The 16,858-nt window shown below is 42.3% G+C and carries 13 protein-coding genes; 9 read left to right on the forward strand and 4 right to left on the reverse strand.

What is annotated here, in order from left to right:
• Positions 1-13: 13 nt before the first annotated feature.
• Positions 14-1,468 (reverse strand): GDSL-type esterase/lipase family protein, encoded by a 1,455-nt coding sequence (locus NST40_RS09880; protein ID WP_342410639.1) that lies wholly within the window; start codon positions 1,466-1,468, stop codon positions 14-16.
• Positions 1,469-1,579: 111 nt separating this feature from the next.
• Positions 1,580-3,925: a helix-turn-helix domain-containing protein gene (locus tag NST40_RS09885; RefSeq protein ID WP_076218529.1), complete on the reverse strand. Its 2,346-nt coding sequence runs from the start codon at positions 3,923-3,925 to the stop codon at positions 1,580-1,582.
• Between the two features lie 180 nt (positions 3,926-4,105).
• Here NST40_RS09885 and NST40_RS09890 point away from each other — a divergent pair, with 180 nt between their 5' ends.
• From NST40_RS09890 to NST40_RS09925, 8 genes are all read left to right on the forward strand, one after another.
• Positions 4,106-5,623 (forward strand): extracellular solute-binding protein, encoded by a 1,518-nt coding sequence (locus NST40_RS09890; protein ID WP_341001955.1) that lies wholly within the window; start codon positions 4,106-4,108, stop codon positions 5,621-5,623.
• Between the two features lie 189 nt (positions 5,624-5,812).
• Positions 5,813-7,369, forward strand: a complete 1,557-nt coding sequence (locus NST40_RS09895; protein WP_076191234.1) for an extracellular solute-binding protein — start codon at positions 5,813-5,815, stop codon at positions 7,367-7,369.
• Between the two features lie 133 nt (positions 7,370-7,502).
• Complete coding sequence (locus NST40_RS09900) at positions 7,503-8,477, forward strand: sugar ABC transporter permease (protein WP_036679252.1); 975 nt, start codon at positions 7,503-7,505, stop codon at positions 8,475-8,477.
• Between the two features lie 21 nt (positions 8,478-8,498).
• Complete coding sequence (locus NST40_RS09905) at positions 8,499-9,374, forward strand: carbohydrate ABC transporter permease (RefSeq protein WP_036679255.1); 876 nt, start codon at positions 8,499-8,501, stop codon at positions 9,372-9,374.
• A 40-nt stretch (positions 9,375-9,414) separates the two neighbouring features.
• Positions 9,415-10,518: a glycoside hydrolase family 88 protein gene (locus tag NST40_RS09910; RefSeq protein WP_076124980.1), complete on the forward strand. Its 1,104-nt coding sequence runs from the start codon at positions 9,415-9,417 to the stop codon at positions 10,516-10,518.
• A 150-nt stretch (positions 10,519-10,668) separates the two neighbouring features.
• Complete coding sequence (locus NST40_RS09915; protein ID WP_341001956.1) at positions 10,669-11,790, forward strand: glycoside hydrolase family 88 protein; 1,122 nt, start codon at positions 10,669-10,671, stop codon at positions 11,788-11,790.
• Positions 11,791-11,811: 21 nt separating this feature from the next.
• On the forward strand, positions 11,812-13,173 hold the full coding sequence (locus NST40_RS09920) for a glycoside hydrolase family 28 protein (protein WP_076124983.1): 1,362 nt from the start codon (positions 11,812-11,814) through the stop codon (positions 13,171-13,173).
• Positions 13,174-13,212: 39 nt separating this feature from the next.
• Entirely contained in the window at positions 13,213-14,169 is a 957-nt protein-coding gene (locus NST40_RS09925) for a pectinesterase family protein (protein WP_076276395.1), read from the forward strand.
• Between the two features lie 89 nt (positions 14,170-14,258).
• On the opposite strand, the gene NST40_RS09930 is transcribed toward NST40_RS09925, so the two are convergent.
• Entirely contained in the window at positions 14,259-15,257 is a 999-nt protein-coding gene (locus NST40_RS09930; RefSeq protein WP_342410641.1) for an NADP-dependent oxidoreductase, read from the reverse strand.
• Positions 15,258-15,275: 18 nt separating this feature from the next.
• Entirely contained in the window at positions 15,276-15,740 is a 465-nt protein-coding gene (locus NST40_RS09935) for a MerR family transcriptional regulator (protein ID WP_076276393.1), read from the reverse strand.
• 176 nt (positions 15,741-15,916) lie between these two features.
• Here NST40_RS09935 and NST40_RS09940 point away from each other — a divergent pair, with 176 nt between their 5' ends.
• Positions 15,917-16,768, forward strand: coding sequence for an SDR family NAD(P)-dependent oxidoreductase (locus NST40_RS09940; RefSeq protein WP_342410642.1), 852 nt, complete (start codon positions 15,917-15,919; stop codon positions 16,766-16,768).
• The last annotated feature ends 90 nt before the right edge of the window (positions 16,769-16,858 follow it).

Raw genomic sequence — 16,858 nt, forward strand, 5'->3', positions numbered from 1 at the left:
CTTGGATCACTCCTTATAAAAGTTGTTGTAAGTTTGATAGAGATGAGGCTGTATTTTGTTTAAGAGCTTGAACCACAAGTTTAGCAATTTGCCGGGCACCTTCATCTGAGAAATGAGTATCATCCGTAACCCCATTTGGGTAATTGGGATGTGTTTTCGCTGGCAAATGCATGAATAACTTCTTGGATTCCTCTTCGCCTAATGAACGATAGAGCGCTTGCGAGGCTGCGAAAATATCAAGTAGCGGAGTGTGCGTTTCTTCAGCCACTTGTCTCATTACCTCGGGATAAGCACCTACAGCAAACGGGTCCAGCTCTCCATCGGCGTTAAAGCGGCGGCGACTTACAGAGGTTAACAGAACCGGAGTCCCCCCTAGCTGCCTAGCAGCATCTATATATTGAATGAGATTATGGCGATATTCGGTTTCAGGATCGGTGTAACGTAATGGATCATCTTTTTTCTCATCGTTATGTCCAAATTGAATAAACAGGTAGTCGCCGGGTTGGAAGTCTTTTCTGATAGCATCGAGGCGGCCGTCTGTTATGAACGATTTGGTGCTTCGACCATTAATTGCACGATTCTGGATTTGAATAGAAGTCCGAAAATAACTTTGCAGGTATTCTCCCCAGCCGGTCATAGGTTTTTCTCCAGCGCCTTTAATGGCCGCAGTGGAATCGCCTGCAATAAATAGTTGTTGTCTCATAAGGTCTTCTTCTCCTTTAACGTATTGGCGTTCCCTTAACCAATTCTCAGCAAGGGAAAGCCATTGCTGGCAATGAGGGTGTTCTTTAGCAAGCCCTAAACCATGCCGCCCTTCTTCAAAGATATGTAATTCAAAAGGAATTCCCTGATTAGACAGGGCAGAGGCGAACAACAGACTATTCTCCACGGGAACGCTGGCATCGTTCGCTGTTGTCCAGATAAAGGTTGGAGGTGTGAGTGAATCCACCTGGGCTTCTGAGGAAAAGGAGTCAAGCTCCGCTTGTGATGGGTCGTCTCCAAGAAAATGTAGCCGGCTTCCCTTGTGCGAATGGGGCTCTTGGAAAGTGATTACAGGGTAACCTAATAGAAGAAGGTTTGGTTTCTCTGCTCTAGTGGTAGAAAAGATAGAAGCTAAGTGTCCTCCTGCCGAGAATCCAATCATCCCTACTTTGTCTGAGATCACATTCCAAGCTTTGGGTGCTTCCCTAATCCATTTGAGAGCTTCCTCAACATCATTTAACAAAGAAGAGACGTTGAAATCTCCGACCTGATAATCTAGTACACCTGCATGAATACCTAGACTGTTTAGCCATTGAGCCACAGGTTCTCCTTCATGTTTGGCTAAGTGCTGATAACCTCCACCAGGCAATACCAATATAAAAGGACGGGGGTGATCCGTCTCGAGCGGATAGAGGGTGAGTAGTGAGGTTTCCTGAGAAATCGTATCTTGTTCTACACGGTTAGTATTTAGACGAAAGTTCAACATTGCGTTCAAATTCCTCCCTAAATGGTTATATGCACACGTTAACATATTTTCCGAAAAAAAGAGAGACTCTTTTTTTTTTAGATTCGGCCTTGAACGATTATTTTGTGATTTTTACATAGATTCGTCAAATGTTGGTTTGGATTTAGCGCCTGTATTGTTATCCCGGTACTGTCCAGGGGTCATCCCTTCCTGTTTACGGAAAGATCGAATGAAATTCTGAGAATTGTTGTATCTTAATTTGGCTGCGATATCTTTGATCGGCATATCGGTTTCCTGCAGCCATTTTTTCGCCATTTTAAATCGGTACATCGTTAAATATTCGCTGAAATAGTATTGGGTCTCCTTACGGAAGACACTGCTGATATAGTTGGCGTTGTAATGCAGCCGTGAAGCGCATTCTTCCAAGGTTAGATCCGTATCATATTCATGTTGGATCAGATCAATGATTTTCTCAGAGATGTTTTGGTATTGGGCATTTTGCCTGCTGATAAAAATTTTGATCATCGGGTAGATGACCATGCTCCAGAACCAATCCTCAATCTCAGCCACGGTATGAAGGTCATGTAATTCCTCAAAAATAGAGCCATTAGCATGATAGATCTGATTTAAGCTAATGCCCGATTCCTGCATCATAATGAGCAAGTTATTGAGTAAGCGGGTCAACGGGATTTGATATTCCTGTGGTGAAAGCTCAAGGGCAAAGATAGATTTAAAAAGCAAATGAATCAGTTCCTTGGCTTTATCCGTTTCAGCCAGCTTGATCGCATCCATTAGATCGTTTTCTTTATGCGTAGGGTAGTTCAAGTTCAGATAATGTTTGCCGGAGTTAATGTTCTCATATTGAATAATAACGCCTTTGCCAAGCTTAATGCGATGCTTCAGTGCTTCAAGACCTTCTCTGTAGGCGATGGCTAGTTTATCGAAGGCGTTGAAGGGCAGGCTCAGCCCAATACTCACCTGCACCTTTAGATAATTATTTATTTCTTGCTGCAGCTTCTCCGTTAACGAATACAGTGTCTTATGAAAAGATTGGGTATCGCAATCTGGACTGCCCAATAATACGACTACCGCATGGTCCATGATCACTGGAGCCAGCCGTTGTTCAGGACAGATTAACTCTTCGATCATATTGTGGGCAGCGAACAATAAGAGGCTGAGATCTTTTTTCTCATAGCTGGAATCCTCGGCATAATCAATAGACAACGTAATTACTGCCATGGTTTTCCATTCTTCAAGCTGGGTTTGGTAACCGAATTGCCCTAATTCTTCGAGTAAATCACGTTTCTTAACATTGCCGTGGAAGGCATTGATCAGAAAAAACGTACGAACCTGCTGAAAGTGTTGCCGGACTTCTTTTTCCAGCTGTGATTTGGATTGGAACAAAGAATGAACTTGTTCTCCTATAATCTGAAATTCATTGCGATGTCTCGATTTAATATCCGGTTTGCGTTGGCCCATCTGATTAAGCAGTCTTTCGATAGGGGTGTACATACGCCTGGAGCCGATCCAGGCCAGAAGAATGGAGAATAAGAGCATAAAGGTACACACGATTATCGTAAACATACCAATTTTATTGGACTCCTTCGTCAAGCTTTCCATGGAAGTAACCGATAGATAAACCCAGCCATTTAACTGAGAACGCATGAAAGTGACGGAGTAATTCTTTTTGTTGATCACAGTCTTGAACTGTCCGGATTGTTTAGAAGGATCAGAGATTAAAGGGACTTCCTTAAATCCGCCTTGCTCTTTAGGTTTTCCGATTAAGCTGGTATCCGGATGGAGCAGGAAGCGGCCAGCTTGATCCAGAACGATAATGTCATCGAGTGGCTGCACATCTGAATTAATGAAATCCTGAAGACTGCAGACCGGAATATTAGCTAGGGCAAGACCATATTTTTGCAGCTTATTGGTGGGAAGCTTTTTGATAAGACTGATGCTGTAATTGCAGCCAGTGACGTTAATGCTCTCCTCGCTATAAAATAAGGACGATGGATTCAAAATCCATGAAGTATCGTCAGCTATATTCATTAGATTAGAGAGTTGCGCGTGGTTTTTGTATTCATTCAGACGGTAGACGCCTGAATTTTTGATCATCCAGTTCTGCTGCTGATTGAGCAGGATGACATCCTCAAGTTTCGTATCGAAGGATTGCATATTGCGGATTTCGTTTCTTAAATCATTATATAAAATGAAATCGGTTTCATTTAAAGGGTTATTTAGTGCTTTTTTTAATACACTAGAGTTGATCACTTGGTTTAATGTTTGATTGACAGTTGTTAACTTATGTTCTACATTTGAGGTGATTTGTAATATAAGTTCCATTTTACTGTTGTTTACGTTCTTTTGGATCTCATTAGATGATGTGAAATAGGAAAAAGAACCGATGAATATCACCGGCAACGTGCTAATTACAAAGGCAAAAATCGTTAATTTACTTAAAAAGCTTAATGGTCTCACGGGACTCAGCACCTTTACTTATGTAGAAGTAGACACTTGTTCTTAGTGTATGAAACCTGGTGGAAAATAACAATAATCATCTCGTTCTGCAATAATCATTAACCCTAATTATGACTACAAAATGGAAAATCTTCAAGCTGTAGGGTGAAAATCCTTACAATACCTTAGGAGGCTGTAGAAATGTTTAGACAATTTATGTGTAGAAGGGCAACGTTTTGTTGCTGCTTATTTTTCATGCTTGTTTTCCCTATGTTAAGCGCTTGCAGTGATGGAAAGTCCGCTGGTTCCACACTGCAAGAAGCTCGCCCGAGCATCTCCATCTTGGCACCCCTTCATTTTCCACAGCAGCCTTCAAAAAATATTATGGCTGAGATTGAAAGATTAACAGGGGTGGAGCTTGATATCACGTGGGTGCCTGAGGGTGTTTATACCGATAAAATGAACACAGCGTTGACCACTAATTCCTTGGGAAAAGTCACCTTTGTGAAGTTCTCAGACTATAATCTGGTGAAAAACGCCATCCGTTCTGAAGCATTTTGGGAGATCGGCCCATATCTTCAGGAGTTCCCCAATCTTAAAGCACTGGACCCCGCTATTCTTAAGCAGACAGCTGTTGATGGTAAGATCTACGGCCTGTATACAGAACGCCCTTCCTCCAGACAGGGTGTCATAATACGTAAGGATTGGCTGGACACTCTTCATTTAAGCAATCCACAGACCTTAGATGACCTATATGAAGTAATGAGGCAATTTACATATAACGATCCGGATCAGAATGGCAAACAAGATACCCTTGGATTAGTCGATCGTAATGATCTTGTTTATGGTGTATTTAAGACACTAAGCTCTTATTTTGGCACACCAAATAATTGGAAGCTAGAGAATCATCAATTTGTTCCGGAATTCGTAACAACGGAGTATATGAACACAATGAATTTTATGAAGAAATTATATGATGAAAAAATCATAAATCAGGACTTTGCTCTTACCAGTAAAGAGGTTCAACGCGATAAATTCATTAACGGTATCGCTGGTGTGTTTATTGGCAGCATGACTGATGTGCAGCGGTTGTCAATTGAAGCTCAAGCATACAATCCAAAGGCTGAACTTACGCTGATCAATCGTATCGAGGGGCCTGATGGATATAAAGTGTGGTCTATCCCCAATTACAACGGACTGTATCTCTTTTCCAAAAAGTCCATTGCCACAGAGGAGGAGCTTCGGCAGGTGCTTGGATTTTTTGATCGGACCATGGATAAAGATGTAGCCAATATAATGATGTATGGCTTTGAGGGACGGCATTACAAGCTTGAAGGCGGCAAAATTATCCTTCCCGAGGAAACCTCACAACTGCGGGTACAGGAAGTGAATCCGCTATATGCTTTAATGATCGCGGATATTAGTAATAAAAACATTATGGAAGTGGCTCAGAAGGAGCAATTAACCTCTCTAGCAGATCAGTTGAGTAAAGATAATGAATCTTTTCTGGTTGATGACCCGACAGTTTCTCTGAGCTCATCTACTTTTGATGAGAAGAATATGGAGTTATCTTCAATCATTGTGGATGCTACATATAACTATATATTAGGTAACATTACCGTCGAGGGATTCCAGCAAGAGGTTGAGAAATGGAGAGCTCGTGGAGGCAATCTTATTATTAAGGAATATGCTGAGGCTGAGTTTGGGACAGAAAAGTAAATAGGTTAAAAAGGTTTTAATCCACTGCGGATAATGCGGTGGATTTTTTTTGTGCTGCGATATCCCGATAATCATTTGCTCAGATCCCTTTCAGAACGCGCCGTTATGGGGAAATGATTGTTTTCGTAACCTTGCCGACGATGTAACGTGGAACTCGTAACCAATACAAATTATGGAGGTCAAAATGGTATGAAGAAGAAATCCTTCACCATGTTGTTAACAGCACTGTTAACATTCAGCACATTGTTAGCTGGATGCGGTGGTAACAACAATAACAAAGAAGAAGCAGCAGCCCCAACTACAAGTGCAGAGAACACTACGAAGGTGGAAGAGACTGAAGCACCTAAAGAGGAACCTACAGAAATCAAAATCATGCTTCCATTGAATACATCAGAGACTCCGCCTGATACGATTAAGAATGAACTTGAGAAATTGACCAACACGAAGCTGACTTATCAATTTTTTCCGGCTGATACTTATGAAGAAAAACTGAATTCATCTTTTGCAACGGGTTCATTGCCGCAAGTAACATATTTGAAGAATCAGACAACCTTCATTCAGATGAAAGAAGCGATAAAAGACGGGCAATTCTGGGAAATCGGTCCACTATTAAGCGAATTTCCGAATTTGAGCAAATTGAAACCAGAAATTCTTAATAACACGAAAGTAGATGACAAGCTTTATACCCTATATATCGGGCGTCCACTTGCACGCCAAGGGATCATTTACCGCAAAGACTGGGCAGATAAATTAGGACTTGCTGCACCAGCTAATGTAGATGAATTATTTGAAATGGCTAAAGCCTTCACAGAACAAGATCCAGACGGTAATGGAAAGAAAGATACTACCGGTATTATTGACCGTAATGAGTTGACCTATGGAGCTTTCAAAACTGTTTCGTCTTGGTTCGGAACACCGAATACCTGGGGTGAGAAGGATGGCAAATTAGCGCCTGAATTTACCTTCGATGAATATTTCGACACAATGGATTTTTTCAAAAAAGCTCGTGATGGCGGATACATTAATCAAGATTTCGCTGCCACCAGTAAAACGGATGCAGTAAATATGTTTAAGGCTGGAAAGGGTGGACTCTATATTGGGGGCTCCATGCAAGATATTGATTCCCTCAATAAAGATACTATTAAGAATAACCCTGACGCTGTTTTGGATGCGCATAGTATGGTTGCAAGTCCAGATGGAAAATATGCTCAATGGATGATTCCAGGCTATAACAATGTTGTCTTGTTCCCGAAATCTGCTGTCAAGGATGAGGCAGAGCTGAAGAAGATTCTTGCTTTCTTTGATCAAATGATGACCCCAGAAGTAGCTAATTTGATGTATTGGGGAATTGAAGGTACTCACTATACCGTTGAAGACGGTAAAGCGAAAGCTACTGACGACAAAGAATTGATTGAACGTGAAGTAAAGGGATATAAGGACAGTGTTATCGGCGAAGCTGAAACCAATGGAATGTACGAGAACTATAACACGCTGCCAGGAAGAATTCATGCAGATCAATTGGTTCTTGAGAATGTCAAAGTTGGTGTAGCGGATCCAACAGCTGCTATGGATTCGGCTACCTATACAGAAAAAGGCGTAGAGCTTCAACAGATTATTACAGATGCAACCTATAAATATATTTATGGTCAGATTGACAAGGCTGGATTTGAGAAGGAAGTAGAGAACTGGAAGAGCCGTGGTGGAGATAAGATTATTGAAGAATACAACGCGTTATACAAAAAATAGTAACCCGTACTCGAATAGTTAAGCGACAAATTGTAGCTGAAAAGGTTGTTGATCTTGTTTCAACAACCTTTTCTATTCCTCACTGGGTTCAGAAATATCGTGTTTGAATAAAGAAGGAGAAAGGAAGAATATCATGCAGGAAGTCACCGCACAGCCCAGCTCAGCTCCTCAAATGAATCCTAAGCCTGAAATTTATAAAAGCAGCAGCGAACTGAAAAAGCGGCTGTGGAGAAATAAATGGCTCTACGTCATGCTAACTCCGGGAGTACTGTATTTTTTGATTTTTAAATATCTTCCAATGTACGGATTAATTATCTCATTTCAGGATTACAAACCCTATCAAGGGATCAACGGTAGTGACTGGGTAGGGATGAAGCATTTCAGCAGGTTGTTCACAGAGCCGGATTTCTTAAATATATTAGTGAACACACTTATTCTTTTCGGATTAAATATTCTTATCTATTTCCCGATGCCGATTATTCTTGCCCTGATGTTAAATGAACTTCAAGGCAGCTTTTTCAAAAGAACCTTTCAGACGATCTTCTATTTGCCCCATTTTCTGTCATTGGTTATCATCGTCTCCATTTCTTATGTAATGGTCACGATGGATGGAGGGATTATCAACGAGCTGCTTGTCTATTTTGGCTTTGAACCAATCAATTTCCTGCTTAATCCAGGGTGGTTCAGGCCCATGTATATTATTCAGGTGATTTGGAGAGAAGCAGGTTGGGGAACGATTATTTATCTAGCTTCCATAGCTGCGATTGACCCAGGGCTTTATGAAGCATCGCGTATGGACGGAGCTGGAAGACTTAGACAAGTCTGGCATATCACTCTTCCAGCGATTAGAGGCGTAATTATTACATTATTTATTCTGAAAATTGGTTCCGTTCTTGATCTTGGATTTGAACATGTATATCTGCTACTTAACTCCATGAATCGAGAAGTTGCGGAAATTATCGATACGTATGTATATACTGCTGGTTTGAGACAGGGGCAGTTTAGTTACAGTACAGCTATTGGATTCTTTAAATCGATTGTAGGCTTTGTAATGGTGATGATGGTGAATAAATTATCCAAGAAAATGGGAGAAGAAGGCGTTTATTGATATTTTGTGGGAGGAATCGAAATGGTAGAAGATAAAACAATCAGTGGTAGAATCTTTTCTGCTATAAACTTTACGCTGCTTGCGATCATTGCTTTAATTACTGTGCTTCCCCTTGTTCACGTTGTAGCAGGCTCTTTCACAACGAGTGCAGAACTAGCTTCTAGCAAATTTGTACTGATTCCAAAGGTATGGAGTCTGGAAGCGTACAAGTTCATCTTTTCGACGAATACAATATTTAAAGCCATGGGTGTTTCCATTGGTGTCACGGCAATTGGTTCTATTTTTAGTTTGTTTATAACTTCTTTGATGGCCTACGCTCTTACCAGAAAAGATCTGGATGGTCGTAAAGTGGTTAACTTCATGGTTGTGTTCACCATGCTTTTTCATGGTGGGATGATTCCAACGTTCCTCGTGGTGAAGGAATTAGGACTAATTGACACGTACGCCTCACTGATTCTACCGTCAGCGATTAGTGCCTTTAATATGATCATTTTGAGAAACTTTTTCCAAAATATACCTGAAGGTTTGGAGGAATCGGCCAAAATTGATGGTTGTAATGATTTTGGAATATTATTTCGGATTGTATTGCCACTATCCTTACCTGCGTTAGCGACGATCGGATTGTTCTATGCGGTAACGTATTGGAATACCTACATGAATGCGATTCTGTATTTGAATGATAGTGCGAAATGGCCAATACAGGTTCTGCTCAGACAAATTGTCGTCCTTGCCAGCGGTATGGATCACAGCGCTACACTGGATGCTGCTGTTCCACCGCCAGATCAATCAATTAAAATGGCTGTTATCGTTGTAGCTACCTTACCAATAGTTTGTGTGTATCCGTTCCTGCAAAAGCATTTTGCCAAAGGTGCCATGTTGGGTTCTATGAAGGGCTAGCAAGAAAGAGAGAGACTATACTTAGGGGAGGAGCTTCGAGATGACTGTACAGATACCTACAACGCCGATAGAGTGGGCAAAAAAAGCTTGCGATTCACTAATGGATACTTACAGGGCGGGAGAGCTTCCCCCCGCGCATCGATGGCACTATCATCAGGGTGTATTTCTGTGTGGCATGGAGCTTTTGTGGAATGCTTATCAAGAAGACCGTTATATCAACTATATTCAGGAATATGTAGATGATTTGGTGGATGAATACGGGAACTTTTATTTTGCACGTGATGAGCTGGATGCGGTTCAAGCAGGACAGCTACTATTCACTCTTTATGAACGGACAGGCAAACTAAAGTATCGTATTGCAGCAGAGAAGCTAAGGAATTTACTGCTCACACTAAATAAAACCTCTGAGGGCGGGTATTGGCACAAGGATAAGTACGCCAACCAAATGTGGTTGGATGGACTTTATATGGCAGGCGTATTCTCCTTGAAATATGCTAATGTTTACGATGAACCAAGCTTGCGTGAAACGGTCCTTCATCAGGAAATGTTAATGCGCAAGCATATGAAGGATGAGACAACGGGTTTGTTATACCATGCCTGGGATGAGAGCCGGCGGATGCCTTGGTCGAATCCGGAGACGGGTTGTTCACCGGAGTTCTGGAGCCGATCATTAGGATGGTATGGTCTCGCCTTATCGCAATTTCTGGATCTGTTACCTTCCCATGATTCAGCCCGGACAGAGCTTTCTACTACGCTGAGAGATTTTGTGGATGCACTTATTCGTTACCAAGATCAAAAAAGTGGACTTTGGTATCAAGTCGTAGATAAGGGACATGAGCCAGATAATTGGCTGGAGACTTCAGGGTCATGTTTGTTCGTCTATACGATTGCCAAAGCCGTGAAGCATGGCGTTGTAAGTGATGTGACTATCGCTACAGCTGCCGCTAAAAAAGGATATGAAGGGTTAACCAAAGTAATCCAGTGGGATGAGCATAACCGATTAGTTCTGCCGGACATTTGTATCGGTACCTCAGCTGGAGATTACGAGAGTTACGTGACTCGGCCTAAGGTTAAAAATGATCTGCATGGTGTGGGCGCATTGGTGATGGCTTGTGTTGAAATACAGTCAATGCTTCAAGAGTGAATCGCTCCGTATCCTTACTAAACAATGACTTGATTCTCTGAGATTTCAGAGAATCAAGTCGTATTATTTTATGTGCAAAGAATCCTTAAATCGGCTGAACCTATTTTTAGTTTTTGAGCTCTTAAATTTATAAATATTTTGGGGGTTGGGATGAAGAAATCACAGTGGGCAATTCAAACGGCAGACTCTATTATGGCGCGGACACCGAAGCTTTATGAAGATAAAGGCTACAAAGGAAGCTGGACCTACGATTATGGCGTGGTATTGAACGGTTTTGAATGGCTTTGGAAGCAGACCGGTGATTCGAAGTATCTGCAGTTCATTCAAGATAATATGGACTACTTTATTCAGGAAGATGGCAGTGTCAAGGGCTACCACCTGGAGGAGTATAATATCGATCATATTAACAACGGAAAATTATTATTGACTCTATATAAAGAAACGAAGCAGGAAAAATATAAAAAAGCGGCTGCTTTACTTAGAAAGCAACTTGAGACCCATCCGCGAACCTCGGAAGGTGCTTTTTGGCATAAAAATATATATCCCTATCAGATTTGGTTAGATGGACTTTATATGGGCGCTCCTTTTTATTTAGCCTACTTGCTAGCTTTTGAAGAAGGGCAGGGACTTGAGGATGTAACCAAACAATTTATCTTGTGTGAGAAGCATACGAAAGATCCGGTAACAGGTCTGCTATATCATGCATGGGATGAGCAGCGTATTCAACCTTGGTGCGACCCTGAAACAGGACTTTCGCCTAACTTTTGGGCCCGTTCACTTGGCTGGTATCTCATGGCTTTAGTTGATGTTCTGGCATTGCTGCCTAATGAGCACTCAGATTATCCCGAGCTGGTACGAATACTAAATGATACCTTAACTGCGGTGAAGACATATCAGGATAAGGAATCCGGGGTCTGGTATCAAGTGATGAATCTAGGGGAACGCAAAGGAAATTATCTTGAGGCCTCTGCTTCAAGTATGATCGTGTATGCCATGGCTAAAGGTATCCGATTAGGCGTGTTAAACGCTGGATGGTACGAAACATTAGATCTGGCTCAACAAGGACTTATCTCGGAGTTTGTACTAGAAACCAAAGAAGAATGGGTCAATTTAAATAAGAATTGCCAAGTAGCCGGATTAGGTGGAGTGGACCAACGTGACGGTACTTTCGCTTATTACATTAGCGAGCCTATTGTCACTAACGACCAAAAAGGTGTGGGTGCTTTCCTACAGGCTTGTGTGGAATATGAACAATTAAGAGGCTGGATCTGATATAGAACAGGGGGGATATGAATGTTGATCTACAATATTGAGGATTTTGGAGCGCTTAAGAATAGTAAAAAGTTAGCGACGGAAGCGATAACGCGTGCGATTGAAGCGGCAAATAAAGCCGGTGGAGGAACCGTTTATGTACCGGCTGGGACGTTCTTAACCGGTGCAATTCATATGAAAAGCAATATCGAATTGAATTTAAATCCTGGTGCCATTCTTTCATTCAGTACGAACCCGGAGGATTACCCTGCAGTGGAATGCAGATGGGAAGGGGTGAAGCAGCAGGTTCATTCACCTTGTATTTATGGAAGAGAGTTAGTTAATGTATCGATCACTGGCAGCGGAATGATTAACGGAAATGGTGAACTCTGGTGGGATAAGTTTCGGAACCGCCGGGAAGAGCTTCAGTATCCCCGGCCGACTCTAATCGGCTTGGACAGCTGTCAGCGGGTAACCCTTAAAGATATCGCGCTGGTCAATTCTCCAAGCTGGACCGTTAATCCGATAGGCTGTTACAATGTGACTATTGATAATATTTCCATTCTGAACCCGGCGGACTCTCCGAATACAGATGGCATTAATCCAGAGTCTTGCACCAATGTGCGAATTAGCAATTGCAATATTGATGTCGGTGATGACTGCATTGCGATCAAGGCAGGAACTGAGGATACCAAAGAACGAGTTCCTTGTGAGAATATCACGATCACCAACTGCACTATGGTACATGGACACGGGGGTGTCGTACTCGGTAGTGAAATGAGTGGAGATATTCGTAATGTCACGATTAGTAATTGTGTGTTTAAACAAACCGATCGTGGAATCCGGATGAAATCAAGACGGGGACGCGGGGGAACGATTGAAGATATTCGGATCAGCAATATTGTAATGGAGGACGTTATTTGTCCGTTTACTCTAAATCTATATTATTTCTGTGGACCACGCGGGAAAGAAAAATATGTGTGGGATAAAAATCCTTATCCGATTACAGAGGAAACGCCGTGTTTTAGACGCATTCATTTTGCCAATATTACCGCACGTAATGTTCATGCCGCAGCGGGTTTCTTATACGGGCTTGCTGAGCAGTATGTATCCGAGATTACGTTTACCAATGTGGACATCTCCATGGCGACGAATGCAATTCCCGGCCATCCAGACATGATGACAGGGATCGAAAACATGAATAATCGCGGGTTTTTCCTCGGGAATGCAAGAGATGTTCAATTTCATCAGGTGACGATTGAGAACCATGAAGGGCCTGCTTTTTACATTGAAAATGGAGAAGCTGTAGAGATCATAAATTGTCGATCAAAAAACACGAAGAAGCCGGAAAAATTAGTAGAACAAGCTACAGTATCACCTGAAGCACAGAATGTCTGTCCATAAGAGAAAGTCATCAATTTATTGAAAGGAAAAGAATCCACTATGCTTGTTGTAGGAAAAGAATCTTTTTGCGCTTATCACACGATTCAAGAGGCGGTAGATTCACTAGAGCAGGGGCCATCCGGTCAAGCGGATACGCTTTATATTTTGTCAGGGGTCTATAAAGAGGCAGTGCGGATTTATCGTTCTAATCTTACGATCATAGGGATTGGCTACGTGGAGATTGTTATGAATCGTTACGCGAAAGAGCGTGATGAAGCGGGCGAAGAAATCAATACATTCTCTACACCAACGTTATTTCTGGGCGGGAGCCATCTGGTCTTGGAAAATCTGGTGATTACCAATAATGCAGGGCAGGGTGAAAATATCGGGCAGGCGGTAGCCGTGTATGCTAATTGTGATCAAACCGTATTTAGAAATTGCACCTTAAAAGGGCATCAGGATACGTTATTCACGGGACCTTTGCCACCTGCACCCAAAGAGCGATCTACGTTTGGAGGTATACCACTGAGAGAACACCATGCCCAATATCGGCAGTTGTATCAGCATTGCTATATAGAGGGAACAGTGGACTTTATATTTGGTGGGGCTACAGCATATTTTGACAGATGTGAAATTCGCAGCTTGTGTCATAGTGAGAATCAAGCAGGTTATATCACGGCAGCCTCCACACCCGAGGGACAATCGTATGGTTATATTTTTAAAAATTGCTTTTTAACAGCGGCCCCTGATATTGCTCCGGTGTTTCTGGGCCGTCCTTGGCGTGAGTATGCTAAAACCGTATTTGTAGATTGCCAGTTGGGGGCACATATACATCCACTTGGCTGGGATAACTGGGACAACACCGCTAATGAACAAACCGTTAGTTATCAGGAATATGGCGTGAAGGATGCAATTCCCCTGAGTAAGCAACGTGTGTCTTGGGCAGATTGTTTTGAAGATGGGGACGAGGCGCTGGATAAAGAGTTTGTTTTTGCTGGCACGGATTTTTGGAAATAGATACTTTAATTAACGAGTACACAAGTAAAAAAACGGTAGTCTAGACAGAAGCATAAAGTCTTAGACTGCCGTTTTATTTAAATGTTGTATCACTTTATTTTTAATATGATCTTTCCTTTAGCTCTGCCCGATTCGGAACACTCCATCGCTTTCTGCGCCTCTACAAAAGGAAACACTTGATCAATAACAGGTTTTATTTGTCCGGATTCAATAAGCTCTGAAATGATTTCTAATTGACTGCCACTTGGTTTCATGAACAGAAAGCTGTATTTAACCTTGTACTTTGCCTCTAATTTGCTCAGCTTCCGGGTAATCAAGCGAAAAATATTAGTTTTTATGAACCCCGCGCCATACTCTTTTCCGAAGCGTGCATTAGGCAACCCTGAAACCGATACAATTTGTCCTCCTTGTTTGACTGTTTTAAAAGCTTTTTCTAATGTTTCACCGCCAATAGTATCGAATACTCCATCATAATTTTGTAAAATCTTATCAAATGCTTCGGTTTTATAATTGATAATTTGATCGGCTCCAAGTGACTTGACCAATTCTGCTCCAGCATCGCTTGTAGTAGTAGCCACGTATATCCCCATCGCTTTGGCAAGTTGGATAGCAAAGGTGCCAACACCGCCCGCTCCCGCTTGAATCAATACCTTTTGTCCTGCCGTTAGCTGTAATATATCATGTAATGCTTGATAAGAAGTAAGCCCGACTAATGGGATGGATGCAGCTTCCTCAAAGGAAAGATTGTGAGGTTTGAGCGCTATATCCTCTTCATGTACGGAGATATATTCTGCGAAGGTTCCGATTCTATCTATTCTGGGCCGTCCGTAAATCTCATCACCTATCTTGAATTTCTTAACATTCTTTCCTACTTGGATGACAATCCCTGAAAAATCATTTCCTAAAACTAGGGGCATGTTGTATTTCAACAGCGTACGTACTTTGCCATCCCGCACTTTGAAATCGATAGGATTAATACTTGCTGCGTGGATCTCTGCCAATACATCGTAATCACCCACTGCGGGTGTTGGGATGTCGGCTAGTTGAAGAGGGTAATTCCCGTATTTTTTTATGATCATTGCTTTCATCCTAAAAACTCCAATTCATTAATTATTCATTTTTGCTGATCCAGAAAAATAACTCATCTCAACAGGGGAGATGTTTTTTGATTTCGATTTGTCCTCGCTTTTATCTGAGCAGTCTCGGCGATATTTCCCTTGTTCCAGCTTCATATCAATAAAATCGACAACCTGCTGCAGCGACGAGATTTGGCTGACGATGTTTTCTCGATGGTTTCTTAAATGCTCTACCAGTTCAGGATAATCCGCGGGATCAGCGTCGGCGGAGACCGCCAAAAATGGCTGCATTTCCTGCAAGGGCATGCCTGTTTTTTTGAGGCAGGATAGCAGCAGGATTGTCTCTATGTCTTCCTGCCGGTAAACGCGGTGCCCGTTGTCCTTCCGGTCCGCCCGGGGAAGCAGCGCGATCTTTTCGTAATAGCGGATTGTATCCTCGGATATTCCGGTTTGCACGGCGGTTTCTTTTATCGTAAACGTTTGCTCTGCCTTCATACTGTACCTCCTGGAGATTGCTTTGTGTGTGCATTATACAACTTGGAGCTGACTCCAAGTCAAGACCTTATCTCTGGGACAAAATCTTTTTATTACGCCTTGACTTGGAGTCGACTCCAATTAATAAAATGTGCGTTATAAGAAGAAGATATCCCGAATTCAGGAGGAGATTTACAATGAGCACACAGCAACGTGAAAATATCGCATTGATTACAGGCGCTAACGCCGGGATTGGATTGGAATTAACTCGAAAACTGCTAGCGGAGGATTGGCAGGTGGTTGCTTTGAACCGTTCCGGTTTTCCAGCCGATGATGAGAACATCCAAAAAGCCATCAAAAACGGCTGGCTTCGTATTTATAAAACAACCGATCTCGCGGATTTTCCCAGCTTGAGAGGGACACTGGAAGAGATCAAAGGCAAGGAGCAGCGGATCGATATTTTGTTCAACAATGCCGGCGGGAGCTTCCCTGAACTGAGCTATTCGACACAGGGGCGCGAAAAGCACTATGAGTTGATGACCATTGTGCCGTATATTATTTTAATGGAATTGAAGGATAGCCTACAAAAAGGACCGTTAAAAACGGTGATCAACACCTCATCCTCCGCGCTTAAGTTTACGAAAGAGTTTACGATTGAAATCCTGGAGCGTCCCACCACCTTCCGCAAGCTGCTTGGTCCTTACGCCACCTCAAAGCTGGCATTATCGTTATGGACACAGGCCGCTGCGCCGCAGCTTGCTAACGAGGGCATCATGATTCGCAGTGTTGATCCGGGTAGCAATAACACGCTGCGAAAAGGAAAAAATTCTGGACTGCCTCTAATAGTTAAACCGTTGATGAAGCTGTTTTTCTCTCCGCCTACCCACGGCGCCGACCAATTGTATGAGGGTGCTCTGGGAGAACACCGTGGGGAGACGGGGGTATTTCTTCGGAAAGGTCAGGTTGCGGATTTGAAATTTAAGGATCAAGCCCGGAATGTTTTGGAAAGGATAAATGATATTTACGAAAATGAGTATCTTCGTTGTTAATCAGATCTTTAGTTGTCTCTAATTATTTTTTGTAATTCCTCCAAACGTATGAGATAATAGAGTTTTTCCGTTGATTCTATTTTTCATGGC

The sequence above is a fragment of the Paenibacillus sp. FSL R10-2778 genome, assembly GCF_038593035.1.
Classification (GTDB): Bacteria; Bacillota; Bacilli; order Paenibacillales; family Paenibacillaceae; genus Paenibacillus_AQ; species Paenibacillus_AQ odorifer.